This is a genomic window from Streptomyces sp. NPDC058691, from assembly GCF_042714775.1.
GTDB lineage: Bacteria > Actinomycetota > Actinomycetes > Streptomycetales > Streptomycetaceae > Actinacidiphila.
Genome location: NZ_JBHXSO010000035.1, coordinates 26503 through 45478 on the forward strand (window position 1 = coordinate 26503; position 18976 = coordinate 45478).

The 18976-nt window shown below is 72.6% G+C and carries 22 protein-coding genes and 1 tRNA gene; 16 read left to right on the top strand and 7 right to left on the bottom strand.

All coding sequences use genetic code 11. From position 1 onward, the window contains the following. Window positions 1–246 precede the first annotated feature (246 nt). Both ACFWVC_RS24020 and ACFWVC_RS24025 read left to right on the top strand, forming a co-directional pair. Window positions 247–978, top strand: coding sequence for a hypothetical protein (locus ACFWVC_RS24020; protein WP_384289671.1), 732 nt, complete (start codon window positions 247–249; stop codon window positions 976–978). Then, on the top strand, window positions 975–1487 hold the full coding sequence (locus ACFWVC_RS24025) for a SixA phosphatase family protein (RefSeq protein ID WP_384289673.1): 513 nt from the start codon (window positions 975–977) through the stop codon (window positions 1485–1487). Before ACFWVC_RS24020 ends, ACFWVC_RS24025 begins: the two co-directional genes overlap by 4 nt. 94 nt (window positions 1488–1581) lie before the next feature. Here the strand turns inward: ACFWVC_RS24025 and ACFWVC_RS24030 are convergent, their stop codons facing one another. Next, window positions 1582–2196 carry a TetR/AcrR family transcriptional regulator gene (locus ACFWVC_RS24030; protein WP_384289676.1) on the bottom strand — a complete coding sequence of 205 codons (615 nt, stop codon included), beginning with the start codon at window positions 2194–2196 and terminating at the stop codon, window positions 1582–1584. A 158-nt stretch (window positions 2197–2354) separates the two neighbouring features. Between ACFWVC_RS24030 and ACFWVC_RS24035 the strand changes: the two genes are divergently transcribed. From ACFWVC_RS24035 to ACFWVC_RS24050, 4 genes are all read left to right on the top strand, one after another. After that, a complete protein-coding gene (locus tag ACFWVC_RS24035) occupies window positions 2355–3272 on the top strand; it encodes an ABC transporter permease (RefSeq protein ID WP_384289678.1) in 918 nt (305 codons plus the stop codon). Then, a complete protein-coding gene (locus ACFWVC_RS24040) occupies window positions 3265–4035 on the top strand; it encodes an ABC transporter ATP-binding protein (RefSeq protein ID WP_384289681.1) in 771 nt (256 codons plus the stop codon). Before ACFWVC_RS24035 ends, ACFWVC_RS24040 begins: the two co-directional genes overlap by 8 nt. Before the next feature lie 93 nt (window positions 4036–4128). Continuing rightward, entirely contained in the window at window positions 4129–4914 is a 786-nt protein-coding gene (locus tag ACFWVC_RS24045) for a VOC family protein (protein WP_384289683.1), read from the top strand. A gap of 120 nt (window positions 4915–5034) precedes the next feature. Continuing rightward, window positions 5035–5829, top strand: coding sequence for a VOC family protein (locus ACFWVC_RS24050; RefSeq protein ID WP_384289686.1), 795 nt, complete (start codon window positions 5035–5037; stop codon window positions 5827–5829). Window positions 5830–5842: 13 nt separating this feature from the next. Here the strand turns inward: ACFWVC_RS24050 and ACFWVC_RS24055 are convergent, their stop codons facing one another. Both ACFWVC_RS24055 and ACFWVC_RS24060 read right to left on the bottom strand, forming a co-directional pair. After that, complete coding sequence (locus ACFWVC_RS24055; protein ID WP_384289693.1) at window positions 5843–6757, bottom strand: YceI family protein; 915 nt, start codon at window positions 6755–6757, stop codon at window positions 5843–5845. Window positions 6758–6822: 65 nt separating this feature from the next. Next, complete coding sequence (locus ACFWVC_RS24060) at window positions 6823–7479, bottom strand: TetR family transcriptional regulator (RefSeq protein WP_384289698.1); 657 nt, start codon at window positions 7477–7479, stop codon at window positions 6823–6825. A 172-nt stretch (window positions 7480–7651) separates the two neighbouring features. Between ACFWVC_RS24060 and ACFWVC_RS24065 the strand changes: the two genes are divergently transcribed. After that, window positions 7652–7807: a hypothetical protein gene (locus ACFWVC_RS24065; RefSeq protein ID WP_384289706.1), complete on the top strand. Its 156-nt coding sequence runs from the start codon at window positions 7652–7654 to the stop codon at window positions 7805–7807. Window positions 7808–7836: 29 nt separating this feature from the next. After that, window positions 7837–8124, top strand: a complete 288-nt coding sequence (locus ACFWVC_RS24070; RefSeq protein WP_384289711.1) for a DUF4190 domain-containing protein — start codon at window positions 7837–7839, stop codon at window positions 8122–8124. 64 nt (window positions 8125–8188) lie between these two features. On the opposite strand, the gene ACFWVC_RS24075 is transcribed toward ACFWVC_RS24070, so the two are convergent. After that, on the bottom strand, window positions 8189–9529 hold the full coding sequence (locus tag ACFWVC_RS24075) for a helix-turn-helix domain-containing protein (protein WP_384289716.1): 1341 nt from the start codon (window positions 9527–9529) through the stop codon (window positions 8189–8191). Between the two features lie 220 nt (window positions 9530–9749). Here ACFWVC_RS24075 and ACFWVC_RS24080 point away from each other — a divergent pair, with 220 nt between their 5' ends. The 3 genes from ACFWVC_RS24080 (at window position 9750) to ACFWVC_RS24090 (ending at window position 12271) form a co-directional block, all read left to right on the top strand. After that, a complete protein-coding gene (locus ACFWVC_RS24080) occupies window positions 9750–10370 on the top strand; it encodes a hypothetical protein (protein WP_384289722.1) in 621 nt (206 codons plus the stop codon). A gap of 345 nt (window positions 10371–10715) precedes the next feature. Beyond that, complete coding sequence (locus ACFWVC_RS24085) at window positions 10716–12107, top strand: FtsK/SpoIIIE domain-containing protein (RefSeq protein WP_384289727.1); 1392 nt, start codon at window positions 10716–10718, stop codon at window positions 12105–12107. Window positions 12108–12197: 90 nt separating this feature from the next. Further along, window positions 12198–12271 (top strand) — tRNA-Met (locus ACFWVC_RS24090). A gap of 87 nt (window positions 12272–12358) precedes the next feature. Here ACFWVC_RS24090 and ACFWVC_RS24095 read toward each other — a convergent pair. Then, the gene (locus ACFWVC_RS24095; protein ID WP_384289730.1) at window positions 12359–12628 is read right to left on the bottom strand and encodes a DUF6343 family protein; all 270 of its coding nucleotides are present in this window, start codon (window positions 12626–12628) and stop codon (window positions 12359–12361) included. Between the two features lie 146 nt (window positions 12629–12774). Here ACFWVC_RS24095 and ACFWVC_RS24100 point away from each other — a divergent pair, with 146 nt between their 5' ends. From ACFWVC_RS24100 to ACFWVC_RS24120, 5 genes are all read left to right on the top strand, one after another. Next, window positions 12775–13875, top strand: coding sequence for an MFS transporter (locus ACFWVC_RS24100; protein ID WP_384289735.1), 1101 nt, complete (start codon window positions 12775–12777; stop codon window positions 13873–13875). Between the two features lie 201 nt (window positions 13876–14076). Further along, window positions 14077–15546, top strand: coding sequence for an FAD-binding protein (locus ACFWVC_RS24105; protein WP_384289740.1), 1470 nt, complete (start codon window positions 14077–14079; stop codon window positions 15544–15546). Window positions 15547–15718: 172 nt separating this feature from the next. Next, the gene (locus ACFWVC_RS24110) at window positions 15719–16195 is read left to right on the top strand and encodes an SRPBCC family protein (protein ID WP_384289744.1); all 477 of its coding nucleotides are present in this window, start codon (window positions 15719–15721) and stop codon (window positions 16193–16195) included. After that, window positions 16192–16539 carry an ArsR/SmtB family transcription factor gene (locus ACFWVC_RS24115; RefSeq protein WP_384289749.1) on the top strand — a complete coding sequence of 116 codons (348 nt, stop codon included), beginning with the start codon at window positions 16192–16194 and terminating at the stop codon, window positions 16537–16539. The genes ACFWVC_RS24110 and ACFWVC_RS24115 overlap by 4 nt, the downstream gene beginning before the upstream one ends. Before the next feature lie 10 nt (window positions 16540–16549). Continuing rightward, window positions 16550–17116, top strand: coding sequence for a hypothetical protein (locus ACFWVC_RS24120; RefSeq protein WP_384289752.1), 567 nt, complete (start codon window positions 16550–16552; stop codon window positions 17114–17116). Window positions 17117–17204: 88 nt separating this feature from the next. On the opposite strand, the gene ACFWVC_RS24125 is transcribed toward ACFWVC_RS24120, so the two are convergent. Together ACFWVC_RS24125 and ACFWVC_RS24130 are read right to left on the bottom strand one after the other, a co-directional pair. After that, window positions 17205–17453 (bottom strand): hypothetical protein, encoded by a 249-nt coding sequence (locus ACFWVC_RS24125; RefSeq protein ID WP_384289757.1) that lies wholly within the window; start codon window positions 17451–17453, stop codon window positions 17205–17207. Window positions 17454–17470: 17 nt separating this feature from the next. Beyond that, complete coding sequence (locus tag ACFWVC_RS24130; RefSeq protein ID WP_384289761.1) at window positions 17471–18610, bottom strand: anion permease; 1140 nt, start codon at window positions 18608–18610, stop codon at window positions 17471–17473. Between the last annotated feature and the right edge of the window lie 366 nt (window positions 18611–18976).

The following is an 18976-nucleotide window of genomic DNA, read 5'->3' on the forward strand; positions in this document are numbered from 1 at the left end:
CGCGCGCCGGGGTCACTGACTTCACAGGGCTGGGGGCACCCCCGGCCGAAGGTTGGGGGAGGGAGGGTCGGCGGGGAAAAAACCTACCCGGACCGCAAGCGCAATGCCGCGAACGCCCCCGCGGCAGCGGCCCGTTGCGACGCCCGACGCACCGGGCACGCCCCCAAGGACCGCAGGGCGCAGCCCCTGAGCGCCCCCGCCGCAAGCGCAGCGCACCCCGCCCGCGTACGGCGTAGATTCAGAGGCGTGTTGCGCATCGAGGACGGCCGGACGGGCGGAACGGTGGAACTGGAACCGGGACGCCGGGCACCGCTGAGAGTCGTGGCCTGCCTGCCCCCCGGGGGCGGTCCGCAGGCCGCGCGGGTGATCGTGACGGCCGACGCGCTCGCGCGCACGGTCGAGACCACAGGAGGCCAGGTGCTGCTCGCCGTAGTCGATGCAGCCGGCGCCTCCGGCGCCTCCGCCGCGCTCGGAGCCGCCCCCGCGGCGATCCGGGCGGCGAGCGTGGCCGAGGCCCAGGAAGCCCTGGCGGGCCGGGTGGCGGTGCGGGTCGTCGCCGCCGGTGGCGCGGACGACCCCGGCGACGAGGGGGAGGGCGTGCGTATGGACGTCGGCCCCGTCACCGGGCAGGCGGCCGCGGGACTGGAACTCCGGCTCGCACTGCTCGGCCTGGACCGCCGCGTGCCGGTGGAACTCACGCCGGCCACGCTCGAGGCCGCCGCCGCGCGGCTCGCCCGCTGGCGCCGGGCCGTCGCCCTGTGGGCGGAGGAGCCCTCCAAACCGATGTGCGCGCCGCACGTCGAGCGGATACGGGCGGCGCTGTCGTCCGACCTCGACACCCCGGCCGTGCTCGACGCCCTCGACGTCGTCGCGGCCCAGGCGGAACTGCCGCCCGGCTCGCGATTCGAGACCTTCGCGCACGTGGACCGCGTCCTGGGCCTGGAGCTCACCCGCGAGGTCGGCGGGGTGCGGCCGTGACCAGGCATCTCATCCTGCTCCGGCACGCCAAGTCCGCGTGGCCCCCGGACGTACCCGACCACGACCGCCCGCTCGGCGCCCGCGGCCGCCGTGACGCGCCGGCGGCCGGGCGCTGGCTGCGCGAGAACAAGCACGTCCCGGACCTGGTCGTCTGCTCCACCGCCGTGCGCACCCGGGAGACCTGGGAGCTGGCCGCCGACGCCCTCGCCACCCGCGCGGATCCGCCGGTCGCGTACGACGAGCGCCTCTACGCCGCCACCGCCCGCGCCATGCTCGACGTCCTGCGCGAGACGCCCGAGAGCGTCCGCACCGTCCTGCTGGTCGGCCACAACCCCGGCGTCCAGGACCTCGCCCTGCGGCTCGCGGGCGGTGCCGCCTCGGACGCCCTGCTCCGCGCCGCCGACAAGTTCCCCACCTCCGCGGTCGCGGTCCTGACCTCTCCCGCCCCGTGGTCCGCACTCACCCCCGACCAGGCCCACCTCGACGAGTTCGCCATCCCCCGCGGCTGATTCGCGCCGGGAAGGGTGTGTGCATGATCACATCGCCGGGGACGCCGGCCGGTGTGGGACTTGTCACGCCGGGCCGCCGGGCCCGCCCCGTCGCTCAGCCGGCCGTCGCGGCGAGAGCCGCCGCCGTGGCGGCGGAGAGGCGGTCGAGGTAGCGGGGGGAGAGCGGCGCGCGCAGGACGGCGAGACGCCAGTAAAGGGGACCCGCGATGAGGTCGAGGGCGAGGTCGGCGTCGGTGTCCTGCGGCAACTCGCCGCGGGCGATCGCGCTGTCGATGATGACGGAGGCGATGCCCCGCTGGGTGTCCCGGAGCGCGGCCTGGAGGGCCGCGGCGATCTCGGGGTTGCGGGAGGCCTCCGCGAGCAGGTCGGGGACGATCTGGGAGGCGACGGGGTGCCGCAGCGCCCGCGCGGTGATCTCCAGCAGCATGCGGATGTCGCCCAGGAGGGAGCCCGTGGCGGGGGCGGGGACACCGAGCGCGGCGACGGCGGAGACGACGTCGAGGACGAGCGGGAGCTTGGACCGCCAGCGGCGGTATACGGCCGCCTTCCCCACTCCGGCGCGGCGGGCGATGCCCTCGATGGACATACGGCCGTAGCCGACCGCCGCCAGTTCCTCGAAGACCGCGGCACGGATGGCCTCCGTGACGTCGTCACGGAGCACGGCAGCCCCGGCAGGGGCGCGACGAGAGGGGGCTGTGTCCGATGCCATGTGCGGCAGCCTACGCGACGTCGGGACGGAACGGTTGCGTTCCAGCGCTCGTGTGGTCTAACGTCTCGGTTACGACGGTACGGTGTCGTTCCGCTTAAGCGTAAACCCCCCTCGCACACCCCCTCCCTCGAACCCCCTCGAAAGAAAGCGCCGCCCCCGTGAGCCTTGACATCGAGTCCTCCTCCGCGGCCACCGCGCCGCCAGGCGCGCTGACGCCTGCCCCCGGCGAGCTGGCGGCCAAGTACGGCCTCTCGGTCAGCGGAGCCAGGCCCGGCCTGGGTGAGTACGTACGGCAGCTTTGGGGGCGCCGTCACTTCATCACCTCGTACGCCACGGCCCGCGTGCAGGCCCAGTACACCCGCGCCCGGCTGGGCCAGCTGTGGCAGGTGCTGACGCCGCTGCTCAACGTGGCCGTCTACTTCCTGATCTTCGGCCTCCTCCTGAAGGTCGACCGCGGCATCGACAACTACATCGCGTTCCTGGTGACCGGTGTCTTCGTCTACAACTTCACCTCCTCCTCGGTGATGGCGGGCGTCCGTGCGGTCGCCGGCAACCTGGGCCTGGTGCGCGCCCTGCACTTCCCCCGCGCCAGCCTGCCGATCGCCCAGACGATCATGCAGTTGCAGCAGTTGCTGATGTCGATGCTGGTCCTGATCGCCATCGTGCTGATGACCGGCGAGGTACCGCGCCCGTCGTGGCTGCTGGTGATTCCCGCGCTGTTGCTGCAGTTCGTGTTCAACGCGGGGCTCGCGATGGTCCTGGCGCGGCTCGGCAGCAAGATGACCGACCTGGCGCAGCTGATGCCCTTCGTCCTGCGTACGTGGATGTACACCTCTGGTGTCATGTACAGCATCAGCCGCTTCACGGAGCACGCTCCGGACGCCATCCGGCTGGTGCTGCAGGTGAATCCGACCGCCGTCTACATCGACCTGATCCGCTTCGCGCTGATCGACAGCTTCACCGCGGACCAGCTCCCGCCGCACGTGTGGGCGGTCGCACTGGGCTGGGCCGTCCTGACGGGTGTCGGCGGTTTCGTGTACTTCTGGAAGGCAGAGGAGCAGTACGGCCGTGGCTGACGAGCGCATCCCCACCGTGATTGTGGACGACCTGCACATCGTGTACCGGGTGCACGGCGCCGGCTCCGGGCGCGGCTCCGCCGTGAACGCGCTGTCGCGGATACTGCGGCGCAAGGCCAACCCGAACGTGCGCGAGGTGCACGCCGTGCGCGGCGTCAGCTTCACCGCGTACCGCGGCGAGTCCATCGGGCTGATCGGCTCCAACGGCTCGGGCAAGTCCACCCTGCTGAAGGCCGTGGCCGGCCTGCTGCCCGCCGAGAGCGGCAAGGTCTACACGCAGGGCCAGCCGTCGCTGCTCGGCGTCAACGCCGCGCTGATGAACGACCTGACCGGCGAGCGCAACGTGATGCTCGGCGGCCTGGCCATGGGCATGACCCAGGACGAGGTCAAGGAGCGGTACGAGGAGATCGTCGAGTTCTCCGGCATCAACGAGAAGGGCGATTTCATCTCCCTCCCGATGCGGACGTACTCCTCGGGCATGGCGGCCCGTCTGCGGTTCTCCATCGCCGCGGCCAAGACGCACGACGTGCTGATGATCGACGAGGCGCTGGCCACCGGTGACAACCGGTTCCGCAAGCGTTCCGAGGCGCGCATCCGCGCGCTGCGCGAGGAAGCCGGAACGGTTTTTCTCGTCAGTCACAACAACAAGACGATCCGGGACACCTGCAACCGCGCCATCTGGCTGGAGCACGGCACGCTGCGCATGGACGGTGCGACCGAGGACGTGCTGGCGGCGTACGACGAGTTCACCAAGGCCAAGTGACGCCGTCCGGCGAGAGCCGGACGGCGGTGCCAGACTGAGGGGCGGAACCGGGAAGACGGCACAGGGCAGCACGCCGTAGCGAAGGAGCCCGTCATGCTCACGACTCATTACGCCCACGGGGCCCCGAGCTGGCTCGACCTCGGATGCCGCCATCCCGGCGCGTCGGCCGCGTTCTACACCGGGCTCTTCGACTGGGACGTGCGGCCCCTGGGGCCGGAAGCGGGCGGCTACGGGTTCTTCCAGCTGGACGGGAGGACCGTGGCCGCCCTCGGTCCGTCAGCGGGCGAGGGCTCGTCCTCGGCCTGGACGCTGTATTTCCATGCGGACGACGCGGACGCCACCGCCAAGGCCGTGGAACAGGCGGGCGGCACGGTCCGCTTCGGGCCCTTCGACGTGTTCAGCAACGGGCGGACGGCGGGCTTCACCGATCCCGGCGGGGCGGAGTTCTCCGTCTGGCAGCCGCGCGACACCCGGGGCCTGGACGTGGTCACCGAACCCGGCAGCCTGTGCTGGGCCGAACTGTTCGTGCCGGACCCCGCGGACGCGATCGCCTTCTACGGTTCCGTCCTCGACTGGCAGGCGCAGGACATTCCCTTCGGCGACTCCGGCTACACGTTGCTGTCCACCTCCGACGGGGGCTCCACCCTGGGCGCCGTCGTGCGGATCACCGACGAGATGGGGGCGGCCGGGGTCGTGCCGCGCTGGCTGCCGTACTTCGAGGTCACCGACTGCGACGCGGTGGTCCGCGCGGCGGACCGGCTCGGCGGCACCGTGGTCATGGCCCCGCAGCACACCGAGGGCGTCGGCCGCTTCGCGCACCTGGCGGACCCGGCGGGCGCGGTGTTCGCCGTCATCGCCAGCCAGCCTCCGCAGACCTGACGGCCGGGCGGGCGGTACTCGGGGCGGTCCGCGGCGGAAACCGCTGGTCGGGGGCGTTGTCAGTGGCGCCTGCAAGACTCTGTGCGACCAGGGAAACACCCTCCGTCGAAGGAGCACCCCATGCTCAGCACAGACTTCCTCCCCGGCGCGCCCAACTGGCTCGATCTGGGAGCGCCGGACAGCAAGGCCGCCGCCGTGTACTACGGCGAGGTGTTCGGCTGGGAGTACGTCTCGGCCGGACCGGAAGCGGGCGGCTACGGCATGTTCAAGATCGGCGACAGGACCGTCGCCGGGATCGGCCCCGGCGACCCGAGCGCCGGCTCCGCCGCCTGGGAGCCGTTCTTCCGGACCCAGGACGCCGAGGCGACGGCCAAGCTGGTCGAGCAGGCCGGCGGCACCGTGCGCTACCCGGCCATGGACGTCTTCGACAAGGGCCGCATGGCGGGCTTCGCCGACTCGGCCGGCGCGAACTTCTGCGTCTGGCAGCCCGGCGCCACCAAGGGCGTCGACCTCGTCAACGAGCCCGGCAGCCTGTACTGGACGGAGCTGTACACCACGGACCTGCCCGCGGCGCTCGGCTTCTACCGCAGCGTCCTCGGCTGGAAGACCGACGACATGAGCGCCCCGGGCTTCACCTACGTGGTGGTCTCCCCGGGCGCCGGCGACGACAACGCGGGCCACGGCGGCATCGCGCCGCTGGAGGAGGCGCAGCTCGCCGCGGGCACCACCTCGCACTGGCTGCCGTACTTCACGGCGGCCGACGTCGACGCGACCGTGGCCAAGGCACTGGCGGCGGGCGGCAGTGCGCGGGTGCCCGCGACGGACATGCCCGGTGTCGGCCGCTTCGCCCAGGTCGTCGACCCGCAGGGCGCGGTGTTCGCGATCATCACGCCCGCGGACGACAGCGCGTTCTGAGGCCCGGTCCCGGCTACTCCGGCGGCGTCGGGGTGTCGTGGGCGGAGAACATGGCCTGGATGTCGAGCTCCAGCTTGATGGTCGGGCCGACCACCGCGATGCCCCGCGCCAGCATGTTCTGCCAGTTGAGGGTGTAGTCCTCACGGTGCAGTTCGGCCGTGGCGAGGGCTGCGCAGCGCAGTTCCTCGCCGTAGCCGCCGGTCGCCAGGCCCAGGTAGTTGGTGTCCAGGGAGACCGAGCGGCTGGTGCCGTGCATCGTCAGATGGCCCTGGACGGTCCACTTGTTGCCGGTGCGGCGCAGGAAGCGGTCGCTGGCGAAGTGGATGAAGGGGTAGGCGGCGACGTCCAGGAAGTCCGCCGAGCGCAGGTGGTTGTCCCGGGTGCGGTTGCCGGTGTTGATGCTCGCGGCGTCGATGCTGATCTCGACCTGCGAGTCCTCCATGCGCTCGGCGACCCGGATGCCGCCCTCGAAGCGGTCGAAGCGGCCGTGGACGTGCGCCATGCCGACGTGCTTGGCGATGAAGCGGATCGCGGTGTGCGGCGGGTCGAACAGCCAGGTGCCGGGGGGCGGCAGTTCCAGCCCGGGGGAGGAGGCCAACTGAATGGCGCCGATGGGGGATTGCAGCCCCTCGGCTATCTCCACGGTCCCGCGGTAGGGCTGCAGGCTCTCCGCGGAGACGACCACGGTGTACTGCCCGGGCGGCAGCGTCGCGAGGAATGTGCCGTAGGGGTCGCTGGTCGCCTTCACCCGGACGCGTCCGCTGCCCAGTTCGGACACCGTGATCTCGGCGCCGTTCATCGGGTGGCCCAGGGGGTCCAGCACTTGGCAGCTGATCAGTCCCGCGCCTCTGGCGATCGGCGGTGCGAGCACCGCCGCCTCCGTACCGTTGCGTGCCGAACGATTGCGCCGAAAGAGTGCGATGGCCATGCGATCACCTTAGATGGCCGCTCCACACAAGTGCGAATCGGCATTCCGGATCGCGGAGCGCCCCGTCAGTCGCGGGGTGCGGTGCCGTCCTCCTGGGCGGCGAGCCAGTGCCGGCGGCCCAGGTGGATGAGGAAGAGCTCCTTGCGGGCGGTGCGTTCGATGCGCTCCTCGGCCGCGGGATCGTCCGCAGGTGCCTCCATGAAGGCGATCGCGGTCATCAGCATGCGGTCCACATAGAGTTCGGCCAGCATGCGCACGTCCTCGCCGCGCCAGCCCGCCGAAATGGGCTGTGAGGCAAGGGCGGTGGCCACCTCCTCGGCGAACTGGTCCATCTCGGCGGCTATGGCCTCGCGTACCGCGGTGACGCCGCCGTGGCGCTCGCGCGCGATGAACCGGATGTGCGGCCGGTGTGCGCGCACATGGAGGGTGATCAGGCGCACGGTGCGGGCGATGACCTCTTCTGCGTCGTCCTGTTCGGCCATGATCGCCTGGATCATCGTGTGCAGACTGCTCAGCGACTCGCCGACCAGGGCCACCCCGAGATCGCTCATGTCCCGGAAGTGGCGGTAGAAGCCCGCGGGCGCGACGCCCACTTCGCGCGTGACGGCGCGCAGTCCCAGGCTGCTCAGGCTCTGGTTCTCCAGCAGCCGCAGGCCCGCGTCCAGAAGGGCCTGCCGGGTCTGCTGCTTCTGGGCCTCGCGGACCCCGAGGGTGTGACTCATGTCATCCAGTAAACAGCTGTTCGCCGAGTTTGGCGACACTAGACTACGGACTCAGTGAACAACTGTTATTCCAAGTGTTCACTCAAGCGTCTCTGCTCCGCTCCGCCCGTGCCACGCTCCGCCTCGGCCATCGCAGTCGTCGAGAGCGGTAGTTCGAGAAAGGCAGCGCCTCATGACGTTCCTCGTAGCCCTGGTCGCCATGGGGATCCTCCTGGGCACCGTCTCCTGCACCTCGTTCCCCGTCTTCCTCGTCGCCGCGGGCGTGATCGCCGCCTGGCTTCTCGTCTTCTCGGTCCGCGAGCGCCTCGGACACCACCGCCACCGCTGATTCCACGTCTCCCAGGGGGGATTCGACCCATGGACTCCTACATACCCGCGCGTGAGCGCGACGCCCGCTCCAAGGACGGCTCGGACGGCGCCGACGGCATGGCCGTCGCCTCGTTCATCCTCGGACTGGTCGGCCTGCTCGCCTTCAACATCGTGCTCGGCCCGTTCGCCCTCGTGCTCGGCGGTGTCGCCCTGGTGCGCGGCACCCGGCGTCCCGTGCGGGCCATCCTCGGCCTCGTCCTCGGCGCGGCCGATCTGATGGTGCTGGTCGTGCTGCTCACCATGAACAAGGGCCTTCTCCTGCCGTTCGGCTCCTGACGCCCCGCCGTCCCACCGCACCGCGCGGTGACCGGAACAGCGGGCCCGGGGTCCGGCAGCCGGCCTAGTTCCGGGTCCAGCCGGTGGCGGGCCAGTAGCCGTATTCCGGGCGGCCCTTGACGCCGCTGGTGCGGAACGGCCGTCCGCCGTCGGTGATGCGGAGGGTGCCCTTGTGCCCGCCGGAGGTCCAGTCGGCCTCCAGGTACCAGTCGCAGTCGCAGCCCTGCGTACGGGCGTCGACCCGCAGCACCAGCGGGTCCTTGTCGGTCACCTGGTACGGCAGGCGGACCGCCGGGACGGTGTTCTCGCCGTCGAAGCCGTCCCGGGGACGGGCGAGGGGGCGTGGGACGTCGAGGTCGACCGCGTACGTGGCGGGAGTGAGTGCCCCTCCGCACCCGTTGTCCATCGCGTACGAGGACCAGCGCAACGGGCCGCGGCGCTCCACCACCCGCACATGCAGCGCCTGCACGACCACCGGGGCCGTCGTGCGGCCGCGCACGGTGGCCTCGACGATCGTGGTGCCGCCGTGCACGGCGTCGAGAGCGGTCGCCCAGGCAGGGGCGTCCTGCGCGACGGGCGGCGGCGGGACGTCGGAGGACGGACGGTCGATCAGATAGCGGTGGTCGCAGCCGTTCTCCCACACATGCGACCGGACGCTCCACGTCAGCGGTTTGGCCGCTGCGGCCGGGGTGGAACCCGTTCCCGATCCCTTGCCCGAAGGAGAGCGCGAGGGCCCGCCGGACGACGGGGACACCGACGGCGCCGCCGGGGTGCCCGACGTGGAGGGCCGTGCCGTCGGGCTGCCGCTCCGCTGCTCCTCGGGCGTGGCGGCGGGGGCGGAGGCACTGCCGGTGCCGCCGGTCGCCGAAGGCGCGATGCGGGCCGCCTTGGCACCGCCGTCGCCGGTCGCATCGGTCATCGCCAGCGCCGCTCCCGTGAGGACGAGCGCCGCCACGGGAATCGCGAGCGCCGGGCGGGACAACCGCCCGCGCCAGGAACCGCGCCGCGCCGTCGCCCCGGTGACGGGCGGCGGGCCTTCCACCACGGGTTCCGGAACGGCCTCCGCTGCCTCCGTTGCCCCTGAGACCTCCCCGGGCGCTTCGCGCACTTCGGCGGCCGCCGGCTCCGTGCCGCCACCCCGGTTGCCGGCCCGCCGCGCCGCATCCGCCAGCACCCACCGGCGGTGCAGCTCGACCAGTTCCTCCGGGCCCGCGCCGCACAGCCGGGCCAGGCGTTCCACGACCGCGTAGTCCGCCGGCACGGCGTCCCCGTGGCAATAGCGGTGCAGAGTGGACGTGCTGACATGCAGCCGGTTCGCCAACTGCCCGTAGCTCAGTCCCGAGCGCTCCTTGAGGGCACACAGTTTCTCCGCGAACTGCCCGCTGCCCGCCGCCGTACCGGCCATCCCCGTGCCCCTGCCGTCGTCCCGCGTTCCCGGCACCCGTTCCAGGGCGCTCCCTTCTCCCCAGGCCAGGGTACGCGGAACCGTTCCGGCGTCCCGGATGACGCCGCATCCGTTGCCCTGCCGCGACCGTCCCGCGCAGGCTGGTGCACATCGACGCCGGGGCCCCGGCGCCGGCCTCACCACGACCGAAGACAACGACCACAGACAACGGGGACGCACCATGTACCAGCGCACACTGACCCGCCGGGCCGTCGTGACGGCCGTCGCCGCGACCGCCCTGCTGGGCCTCGGGGCCGCCGAGGCGGAGGCCACCGCACCCGCCGCCGCACCGAAGTTCCTGGCGGCCAAGGAGCTTCCGCCGCACCCCAGTTCACCCTGGTACGCGGGCCGGGTCACCCAGGGCCTGCCCGACTACCCGGTCTTCTGCCTGGAGCGCGGACTGCCGTCCCGCGGCGCCGCGTACCGGGAGTTCGGCACCGAGTACGACACCGGCGCCGTCCAGCTCACCTTCAAGGCGAAGAACTCCGTTGCCGCCCGCGACCTGGCCACCCGGCTCCGGGCGTCCGTCCGCGGCTGCGCCGCCCGCTTCGAGCGCCAGAACCCGAAAGGCGAGGCCGACTGGAAGGACTACGGCTCGATCGGCGTCGAGAACGGTGCCCACGTCTACGGCGTGCACACCGCGCACCCCGACTCCGAGCACGGCGTCGCGCTCTACGGCATCGGCCGCGACGGCCGGACCGTGACCGTCGTGAAGTGGAGCCAGATGGGCACGCTCAAGCAGGCCCCGGTCAAGGCCTTCAAGAAGACCACCAAGAGGGCCGTCGCCAAGCTCTACGGCTGACCTGGCCGGAGGAGCGCGGCACGACGGCACGCGGAACGCGGCGGCGGGGCACCGGGGGGAGCCCCGCCGTCGGCGCGTCCGCGTGTTCGTGCGTCCACGCGTCCGTCCGTTCATACGTCCGTACGCCCAAGCCCCGGCCCCCGACGGGCCGTCAGCGTCCATCCGCAGTAGCGGCGTCACCGATCCGGGCTGCGTCCGGCGCCCATCTGTGTCGGATCCCGGCCCGAAGGCCCCGAGCTGCGAGGATGCGGTCAACGGCCGTACCCGGCACGGGATCCCGATCTGCGCCGTGGCGGTCACCGCACCGGTTCGAGCCGCCGCGTCGAATGGCAGGGGCTGATCACCATGAGGGTCGTCGTGCTCCTGGGCCTGGTGCTGACACTGGCCGGTGGCCTGGACTACGCGCGGCGCCGGTACCCGGTGGCGTTCTGGCTGCTGGTCGGACTGCCGCTGACCTGGGGCCGGTTCCTGGCCACCTACGGCTCCACGATGGTCGCCTGCGGGCTGGCGCTGCCCCCGTCCCGGCTGCGGGCGTTCGCGGTGTGGATCACGGGCCGCCGGGAGGCCCAGCCGGTGCCGCCGAAGATCCGCAGGGTCAGCGGCTCGCTCATCGGGATGCGGGTGCGGCTGCGGCTTCCGGCGGGGCTCGAACCGGCCGATGTGGCCGCCGCCGCCGGCCGGCTCCGGCACGCCTGGGGCGTGCACGCGCTGAGCGTGGTCCAGATCAAGCCGGGCGTGGTGGAACTGCGCATGACCGGCTACGACGTGCTCCGCGACGTGCGCATGCCCCGCCGTCTCCCGTCCGGCCCGATGCTGGTCCCGGTCGCGCTGCGCGAGGACGGGACGACCTTCGTGCGCGACTACCGGCAGATCCCGCACACGCTCACCCTGGGCGCGAACCAGTCGGGCAAGACGATGTACCAGCGCAACCTGATCATCAACCTGGCCAGGCTTCCGGTGGCCCTGGTCGGCATCGACTGCAAGAGCGGCGTGGAACAGGCCCCGTACGCCTCCCGTCTGTCGGCCCTGGCCACCGACCGCGAGCAGGCGGCGAAGCTGCTGGACGCGCTGGTGGGGGAGATGGAGGACCGCTTCGACCTGCTCAAGAGCCACCAGGGCGCGGCGCTCGAGGAGCCCGAGGAGGAGGTCGCGGCGGACATCTGGGGGCTTCCCGCGTATGTGCGGCCGTTCCCGATCGTGGTGCTCGTGGACGACGTCGCCGAGCTGTTCCCGAACGCCACGACGAGCGACGAGGAAACCCGGGACCGCATGGTGGCGAACCTGATCCGGCTCGCGCAACGGGCCCGCCCGGTCGGCATCTACCTGGAGATCTGCGGGCAGCGGTTCGGGCCTGAGCTCGGCAAGGGCGCGGGCATGCTCCGCGCCCAGCTCACGGGCCGGGTGGTGCACCGGGTCAACAAGCAGACCGCGGAGATCGGCCTGGCCGACATCGCGCCCGAGGCGATGAAGGCCGCGACGTCGATCGCCCCGGACCGGGCCGGCCTCGCGGTGGCGGGAGACGCCTCCGGCGGCTGGTCCCACATCCGTACCCCGCTGGTGTCGATCGCCGAGACCGCCGCGGTCTGCCGTGCCCACGCCCATCTGGTCCCCGACCTCCCGGCCCTGGACCCGTTCCGGCCCTACGCCCCGGAGGCCGCCCAAGACGCCGCCCTGGACGCCGACTCGGACCCGGCCGACCCCCCGTCACTGCCCCGGCCCCGGCCGGGGACGGAGTGACACCGCGCCCAGGTGCGGACCCGGGCCCGAACGGCCGCGGGAAATGGATTTGGTGCTGGGGCCGGCACCCCGTAGGGTGGTGTTCACCGACGCGGGGTGGAGCAGCTCGGTAGCTCGCTGGGCTCATAACCCAGAGGTCGCAGGTTCAAATCCTGTCCCCGCTACTGAAGCGGAGGGCCCGGTGCGAAAGCACCGGGCCCTCCGTCTTTCCTGCCTCTCGTCGGGGTGCGCGTGCGGGGATGCACGCGGTGTCACCGCCTGCGCACGGGATGGTACGGCGGTACGTCCCGCCCGGGCTGGTAGTGCGGGCCCTGCCGGATGTGGTGCACGACCACCACCAGGTCGATCGCGGCGGCCAGTGCCAGCACCCCGAAGAAGATCGCCCAGCCCATCTGCCCGAGGACCGAGAAGATCACCGTCCCGGCGATCGCCCAGACCAGGCCGAAGGCGGCCAGTCCCAGTCTCATCCGCAGGGCGCTGCGGGCCTGCAGAGGTTCGCTTCCGGTACGTCCCAGATGCATGGAAACCACTCCTCACCGGAGACCTACCCGCGTACTCTCGTGCCATGACGTGGCGACATTGATCCGCACGGAAGTCCCCGGAATCCATCCTCGCGCGCAGGCTGTACGCGTACGCCTTCCTTGAGGACCTCATCCCGCTCTACCCGGTGTACGCGGTGCTCTTCGCCGACTCCGGGCTGTCCGAGGCCGGGATCTCCTCGCTCTTCGCCCTCTGGTCGCTCACGGCGTTCGCGCTGGAAGTGCCGTCCGGGGTGTGGGCCGACCGCTTCTCGCGGCGCGCGCTGCTCTTCGCCGCCCCACTGCTCGCCGGGGCGGGCTTCGCGCTGTGGACGTATCAGCCCGGCTACGCCTCCTTCGCGGCCGGATTCGTGCTGTGGGGCGCCGGCACAGCGCTGCGTTCGGGGGCGCTTCAGGCCCTGGTCCACGAGGGGCTGACCGCGGCCGGTGCGGGGGGTGCGTACGCGCGTCTCATCGGCCGTTCGCAGGCTGTCGGGACGACGGCCGCGCTGGCGGCGACCGCCCTGGCCGGACCGTTGCTGGGGGCGGGCGGGTACCGGGCGGTCGGGCTGGCCAGCATCGCCGTGACGGTGCTCACGGCGCTCGCCGCCCTCCGCCTGCCCGAGCGGCGCGGCGGGCACGGCGGGCCGGCGCAGGACGAACCCGGTGATGGCGGGCTGCTGCGCGAAGCGCTGGCGGAGGCCCGGCACACGCCGGGGGTGGCGTGGATGCTCGCGGTGGTCTCGCTGCTGGCGGGTGCGGCCGCGCTGGACGAGTACGTGCCGCTGCTGGCGCGGGCCACCGGCGTGGGCGCGTCGCTGGTTCCGCTGCTCGTGCTCCTGGTCACCGCCGGCGCCACCGCCGGCGGCTGGCTCGCCGGACGCGGCATGCGCTGGGCCCCGGCGGCCCCCGCGGCGGCCGCGCTGTGCCTGGCCGCCGGCGCGGGCACGGCGAGCGGTCATCCGGCGGGTCTGGTGGCCGTCGCGGTGGCGTTCGGCGTCTTCGACTGGGCGGGTGCCGCCGCCGACGCCCGCCTCCAGGAACTGCTCGGGGACCGCACCCGCGCCACCGTGACCTCCTTGGCGGGCCTGGGTTCCGAGGCCGCCGCGCTGCTGCTGTTCGGCTTCTGGGCGCTGGGCTCACGCTGGGCCGGCCCCGCCCCGCTGTTCGCCCTGGCAGGGCTGCCGTTCCTGGTCGCGGCCCTGTTCCTGTGGTGGCGCAACATTCCCCGGGGCCCACGTCGTCAGTGAGGTGAAGGCGCGCCGGAAGACGATCACGACCAGCGGACGGGACGGATCACCGGGAGCGGCCTGCCCCCCCCGGCGGGCCGCGCGGGGCGGACAGCTTCTGCGCGGCGGTCGCCGGCTGGGACGACTCACCTCCCGTGCGGGCCGGACCGGCCTACACTCCCGCACTGTTGATCCGTCGTCCGACCCGTTCAGGGGGAGCGCATGTCCCAACTTCCGTCCCGGCGCGCCGCGTTGCGCGCAGTGGCCACGACCGCCGGTGCCGTCGTCATCGGCTTCGACCCGGCAGGCCGCAACTGGGCCGTGGCGGCGCCCGGCGCGGAGCGCGGGGACGCGCTGGTGGGGCTGCCGCCCCTGGACGGGTCGCTGCTGACCGACGACGCCTCGCTCACCGCGGCCGCGGACGACTTCGGGCACGTCGTGCACCGCAGGCCGGTCGCGGTGCTGCGTCCGGGGTCGGTGGACGACGTCGTGGCGATGGTGCGGTTCTGCAACCGGCACGGCCTCAAGGTCGCCCCGCGCGGCCAGGGCCACGGCACGAACGGCCAGGCGCAGGCCGACGGCGGGCTCGTCATAGAGACCGCGCCGCTGGCGGGGATCGGCCCGGTCGGCCCGCACAGCCGTACCGTCACGGTGGGCGCGGGCGCCAAGTGGAGCGATCTCACCAAGGCGACGCTCGCACACGGCCTGACGCCGCCCGTCTTCACCGACTACCTCGAACTGTCCATCGGCGGCACCCTATCGGTGGGCGGCCTCGGCGGTCAGAGTCACCACCACGGCGCACAGGCCGACAACGTCACCGAGTTGCGCGTCGTCACCGGAGCGGGCGAGCTGGTGCGCTGCTCGCCGACCCGGCACCCCGACCTCTTCGACGCCGTGCTGGCGGGGCTCGGCCAGTGCGCGGTGATCGTCTCGGCCACCGTCCGGCTGCACAAGGCGCCGACGACGGTCCGGCACTATCTGCTGCCCTATGGCGACCTGGAGACCTTCCTCGCCGACCAGCGCCTGCTGGCCACCGACGGCCGCTTCGGCTACGTCGAGGGCCAGGTCGTGCCGGACGCGAACGGCGCCTTCAACGGCTACGTCCTGGAGGCCGTGTCCTACGACGCACACCCGGACGACGCCGTGCTCCTGGCGGGCCTGCGCCACGACCCCGCCGGCGTCCAGGCGGAGAACCTGGACTACTACGCGTTCCTCGACCGGCTGGCCGCCTCCGTCGAGGCGCTCAAGGCGGCCGGCCTGTGGGCGTGGGCGCACCCGTGGCTCAACCTGCTCATCCCCGGGGCGCGGGCCGCCGCCGTCGCCGGGGACATCCTCGGCGCGCTGACCCCGGCCGACCTCGGTCCCGGCGTCGTGCTGCTCTACCCCCTACTGCGCGAGCGGCTGCACCGGCCGCTGCTGCGCATGCCGGACGACCCGGTCCCGTACCTGCTGGCGGTGCTGCGCACCACGCCGCCGGAGGACACCGCCACCGTCGACCGCCTTCTGGCCGCCAATCGCGCCGCCTACGAGACCACCCGTGCCGCGGGCGGTACCCAGTACCCCGTCGGTTCCGTCCCGTTCGGCCGGGCCGACTGGCGGGCGCACTTCGGTCCGGCCTGGCCCGCCCTGGCGGAGGCGAAGCGGCGCTTCGACCCGCGGGACGTGCTGGTCCCGGGGCAGGGGATCTTCTGACGGGGCAGAGGTGACCCCGTGACTCGGGCGGCCGCCCGGTCCTCGCGACCGGCGCGGCCGCCCTTCGCATGCCTGGACTTCGACTCAATGTGCAACCGATTGGTTGCGGATTGGGTCAATGTCGTGCAACCATGGAGTTGCACGTAAGGTTGTCGTCGATGGAGGTACGGCCATGAGCAGCGAGACCCAGGACCGGATCGAACGCGAGATCAGCATCGGAGCGCCCGTCGAGCGCGTGTGGGAGGTGCTGACCCGCCCCGAGCACATCGGCCGCTGGTTCGGGCAGGACGTGGGCGGCAGCGGCGAGCCCAAGTCCATGGACCTGCGCCCGGGGGGCATCATGCGCCTGGACCACGGCGCGGGCGTCTACCCGACGCGGATCGTGAGCGTCGAACCGCCGCGCTACTTCGCCTATCGCTGGGCCGGCGCCTTCCCGGGCGTGGAGGCGGCGGAGGACAACTCCACGCTGGTCGAGTTCACCCTCACCCCCGAGGGGGAGGGGACGCTCCTGCGGGTGGTCGAGAGCGGCTTCGCGGCCCTCGACATCCCCGAGGAGCGCATCCCGGACGCCGGGTACGAGAGCCACTCTCAGGGGTGGACGCAGGTCCTGGCCGGCATCGGCACGTACACGGAGAAGCTGCCCGTATGACCGACCGTCAGGCGGGCGGCGAGGAGGACGTCTTCGCCGCGCTGGCCGATCCGATGCGACGGCGCATCCTGGACGCCATTGCCGGGCACGGTGACGCCACCGCCACCGTGCTCGCCGCCGAACTGCCCGTCACACGGCAGGCGATCGTCAAGCACCTGGCCGTCCTGGATCAGGCGGGGCTGGTCGCCGGACGCCGTGCGGGGCGCGAAATGCGCTACGTCGTACGGCCGGAACGGCTCATCGCGGCGGCCCGGTGGATGGACCGGGTCGCCGCGCAGTGGGACGCCCGGCTCGACGCGATCAAACGTCTCGCAGAGGAAACCGGCGCCGCGCCCCCGGTGTAGCCTGAGCGCCGTGAACGGGGAGAGACCGCCTGACATGTTCTCCGGCCGCAAAGACGACGGCCGGATCAACTGGCGAGTGGGCTCGCTGCTGGTCGTCGTGAACGTTGCTCTGCTCGCGCTGGGCGTGGGCTCCACCTTCTGGTTCTTCGGCCAGGACATCGGCATCGCGGGGCTGTCGGTGGCGCTGCCTGCGATGAGCCTGTGCACCTTCCTGGTGCTGTTCACCGACTCGCGCGACGTCCGCACCGCCGTGATGTCCGCCTTCACCGTCCTCTACTTCGGCTTCGTCGCGGCCTCGTTCAACAGCGACGTCGCGCGGGCGATGGCGGACAAGACGGGCTTCCTGGACGACGTCTACGACAGCTTCAACACCTTCATGATCGTGATGGTGGGCTTCTACTTCGGCGGCAAGGCCGCGGAGAAGGTCGTGGAGAAGAAGGCGGCCGCCGCCCTGACACCCGAGCAGCCGGTTCCCGGCCCGGCCCTCGTGTCCGCCTCCGGGCCGGGCAAGGACGACGGCGGTACCGTCACCCCGCTTACGCCCCCTGCGGCCGCGATGGACGGCACCAGGGCCTGAGCGCGTACCTCCGGGCCCGCAGCGCCCGGGAACCGGCCGCGTACGCCCGCGAGTTCGCGGGCACGCCGCTTCGGCGGGCGGCCGGACGTCATCCCGGGATGATCAACTCGATGCCGTAGGCCGCGACCGCCAGGCACGCCGCGAAGCACAGCGCCGCCGAGCCGAGGGCGACCTTGCGGTGGACGCCGTGCGTCTCCTCCGCCCGCGTCGTGTCCTCGGAACCGCCGCCGGCGCGGCCCCAGGCGGCGATGCCGAGCGAGAACATCACGACCACCACGATCGTGATGCCCAGACTGGCGCCGAACACCGAACCGAGACTGCCCCACTTGATGTGCACCCGTCGCTCCTTGCCGCTCAGACGGCCGACCGCTGCGCGGCCTCCGGCACCCGGGGGCGCTCCTCGTTCACGTTCTCAGGGGTGACCGGCCGCCGGCGGGACAGGAGGTAGAAGCCGGTGGCGGCGGCCAGGGCGGTGCCCGCGACCAGCCCGACTCCCACGTCCCCGTGGCCTGCGACCCAGGCGGCGACACCGCCCACGGCGGCCGCCGCGGGCAGGGTCAGCACCCAGGAGACGGCGATCCGCCCGGCCACGCCCCAGCGCACCTCGGCGAGCCTGCGGCCGAGCCCCGCGCCGAGGATGCTGCCCGTGCAGACCTGGGTGGTCGACAGCGCGAAGCCCATGTGCGACGACGCGAGGATGACGGCCGTCGCGCTGGTCTCGGCCGCGAAGCCCTGCGGGGCCTGGATGTCGGTGAGCCCCTTGCCCATGGTCCGGATGATCCGCCAGCCGCCCACGTACGTGCCCAGTGAGATCGCCAGCCCCGCGCTCAGTACCACCCACCACGGCGGCCCCGCGCCGTGCGTGAGCACCCCGGCGGAGATGAGGGACAGCGTGATGACGCCCATCGTCTTCTGCGCGTCGTTGGTGCCGTGGGCCAGCGCCACGAGCGAGGCCGACCCGATCTGGCCCCCACGGAAGCCGCGGCCGACCTCGCGCTCGGGTGTCCGCCGCGTGATCACATAGGCGAGGTACGTCGCCAGCAAGGACACCACACCGGCCACGACGGGCGAGGCCACCGCAGGGACGACGATCTTCTCGACCACCTCGCCGACGCGGACGGCGGAGCCCCCGGCGCCCACCCAGACCGCCCCGATCAGCCCGCCGAACAGGGCGTGCGAGGAACTGGAGGGCAGCCCCACGAGCCACGTGAGCAGATTCCACAGGATCGCCCCCACCAGCCCGGCGAAGATCATCACCAGGGACACCTTGCCGTCGTCGACGATGCCGTTGGAGATGGTCTTGGCGACCTCCGTGGACAGGAACGCGCCGAGCAGGTTCAGCACCCCGGCGATCGAGACGGCGACCCGCGGCGCGAGCGCGCCCGTGGCGATCGAGGTCGCCATGGAGTTGGCGGTGTCGTGGAATCCGTTGGTGAAGTCGAATGCGAGCGCCGTGACGATGACCACCACGAGCAGGAACGTCACTGAGCCCACCGGGGACCTCCCGCCCGGCCGCGGGGAGGCGGACCGGACCCTTCGTGCAGATGTCGCGTCGGGATTTCACGCTAAGCGGCGGGCCGGCGGCGCGCACCGCCCGCGCCGCCATACGGGGACGGCTCGCGCGTCGTCCCCCGAAACCGATGGCGCCCGCCAGGGCCGCGGGGGCTCGACGCCCGCATCCCGGAGAAGCCGGCCGGCGCAGACCGAGGACACCGTGACGGTGGATCAGGCGTACCCCCGCAGCCCCACTCACGTGGGCGCGCTGCCTCACGGCAGACGTGCGCGGGGCCGTGTGTCCGGGTCGGCGGCCGCCGTTCGGATCACCCGAGGCGGCCCTTCAGGTGATTGCCGGACGCTTCA

Excerpts from the sequence above, each read along its gene's own strand:
- ACFWVC_RS24030 (WP_384289676.1), bottom strand. The coding sequence starts at position 2,196 with ATGGCATCGGACACAGCCCCCTCTCGTCGCGCCCCTGCCGGGGCTGCC.
- ACFWVC_RS24045 (WP_384289683.1), top strand. The coding sequence starts at position 4,129 with ATGCTCACGACTCATTACGCCCACGGGGCCCCGAGCTGGCTCGACCTC.
- ACFWVC_RS24050 (WP_384289686.1), top strand. The coding sequence starts at position 5,035 with ATGCTCAGCACAGACTTCCTCCCCGGCGCGCCCAACTGGCTCGATCTG.
- ACFWVC_RS24055 (WP_384289693.1), bottom strand. The coding sequence starts at position 6,757 with ATGGCCATCGCACTCTTTCGGCGCAATCGTTCGGCACGCAACGGTACG.
- ACFWVC_RS24060 (WP_384289698.1), bottom strand. The coding sequence starts at position 7,479 with ATGAGTCACACCCTCGGGGTCCGCGAGGCCCAGAAGCAGCAGACCCGG.
- ACFWVC_RS24065 (WP_384289706.1), top strand. The coding sequence starts at position 7,652 with ATGACGTTCCTCGTAGCCCTGGTCGCCATGGGGATCCTCCTGGGCACC.
- ACFWVC_RS24070 (WP_384289711.1), top strand. The coding sequence starts at position 7,837 with ATGGACTCCTACATACCCGCGCGTGAGCGCGACGCCCGCTCCAAGGAC.
- ACFWVC_RS24075 (WP_384289716.1), bottom strand. The coding sequence starts at position 9,529 with ATGGCCGGTACGGCGGCGGGCAGCGGGCAGTTCGCGGAGAAACTGTGT.
- ACFWVC_RS24080 (WP_384289722.1), top strand. The coding sequence starts at position 9,750 with ATGTACCAGCGCACACTGACCCGCCGGGCCGTCGTGACGGCCGTCGCC.
- ACFWVC_RS24085 (WP_384289727.1), top strand. The coding sequence starts at position 10,716 with ATGAGGGTCGTCGTGCTCCTGGGCCTGGTGCTGACACTGGCCGGTGGC.
- ACFWVC_RS24095 (WP_384289730.1), bottom strand. The coding sequence starts at position 12,628 with ATGCATCTGGGACGTACCGGAAGCGAACCTCTGCAGGCCCGCAGCGCC.
- ACFWVC_RS24105 (WP_384289740.1), top strand. The coding sequence starts at position 14,077 with ATGTCCCAACTTCCGTCCCGGCGCGCCGCGTTGCGCGCAGTGGCCACG.
- ACFWVC_RS24110 (WP_384289744.1), top strand. The coding sequence starts at position 15,719 with ATGAGCAGCGAGACCCAGGACCGGATCGAACGCGAGATCAGCATCGGA.
- ACFWVC_RS24115 (WP_384289749.1), top strand. The coding sequence starts at position 16,192 with ATGACCGACCGTCAGGCGGGCGGCGAGGAGGACGTCTTCGCCGCGCTG.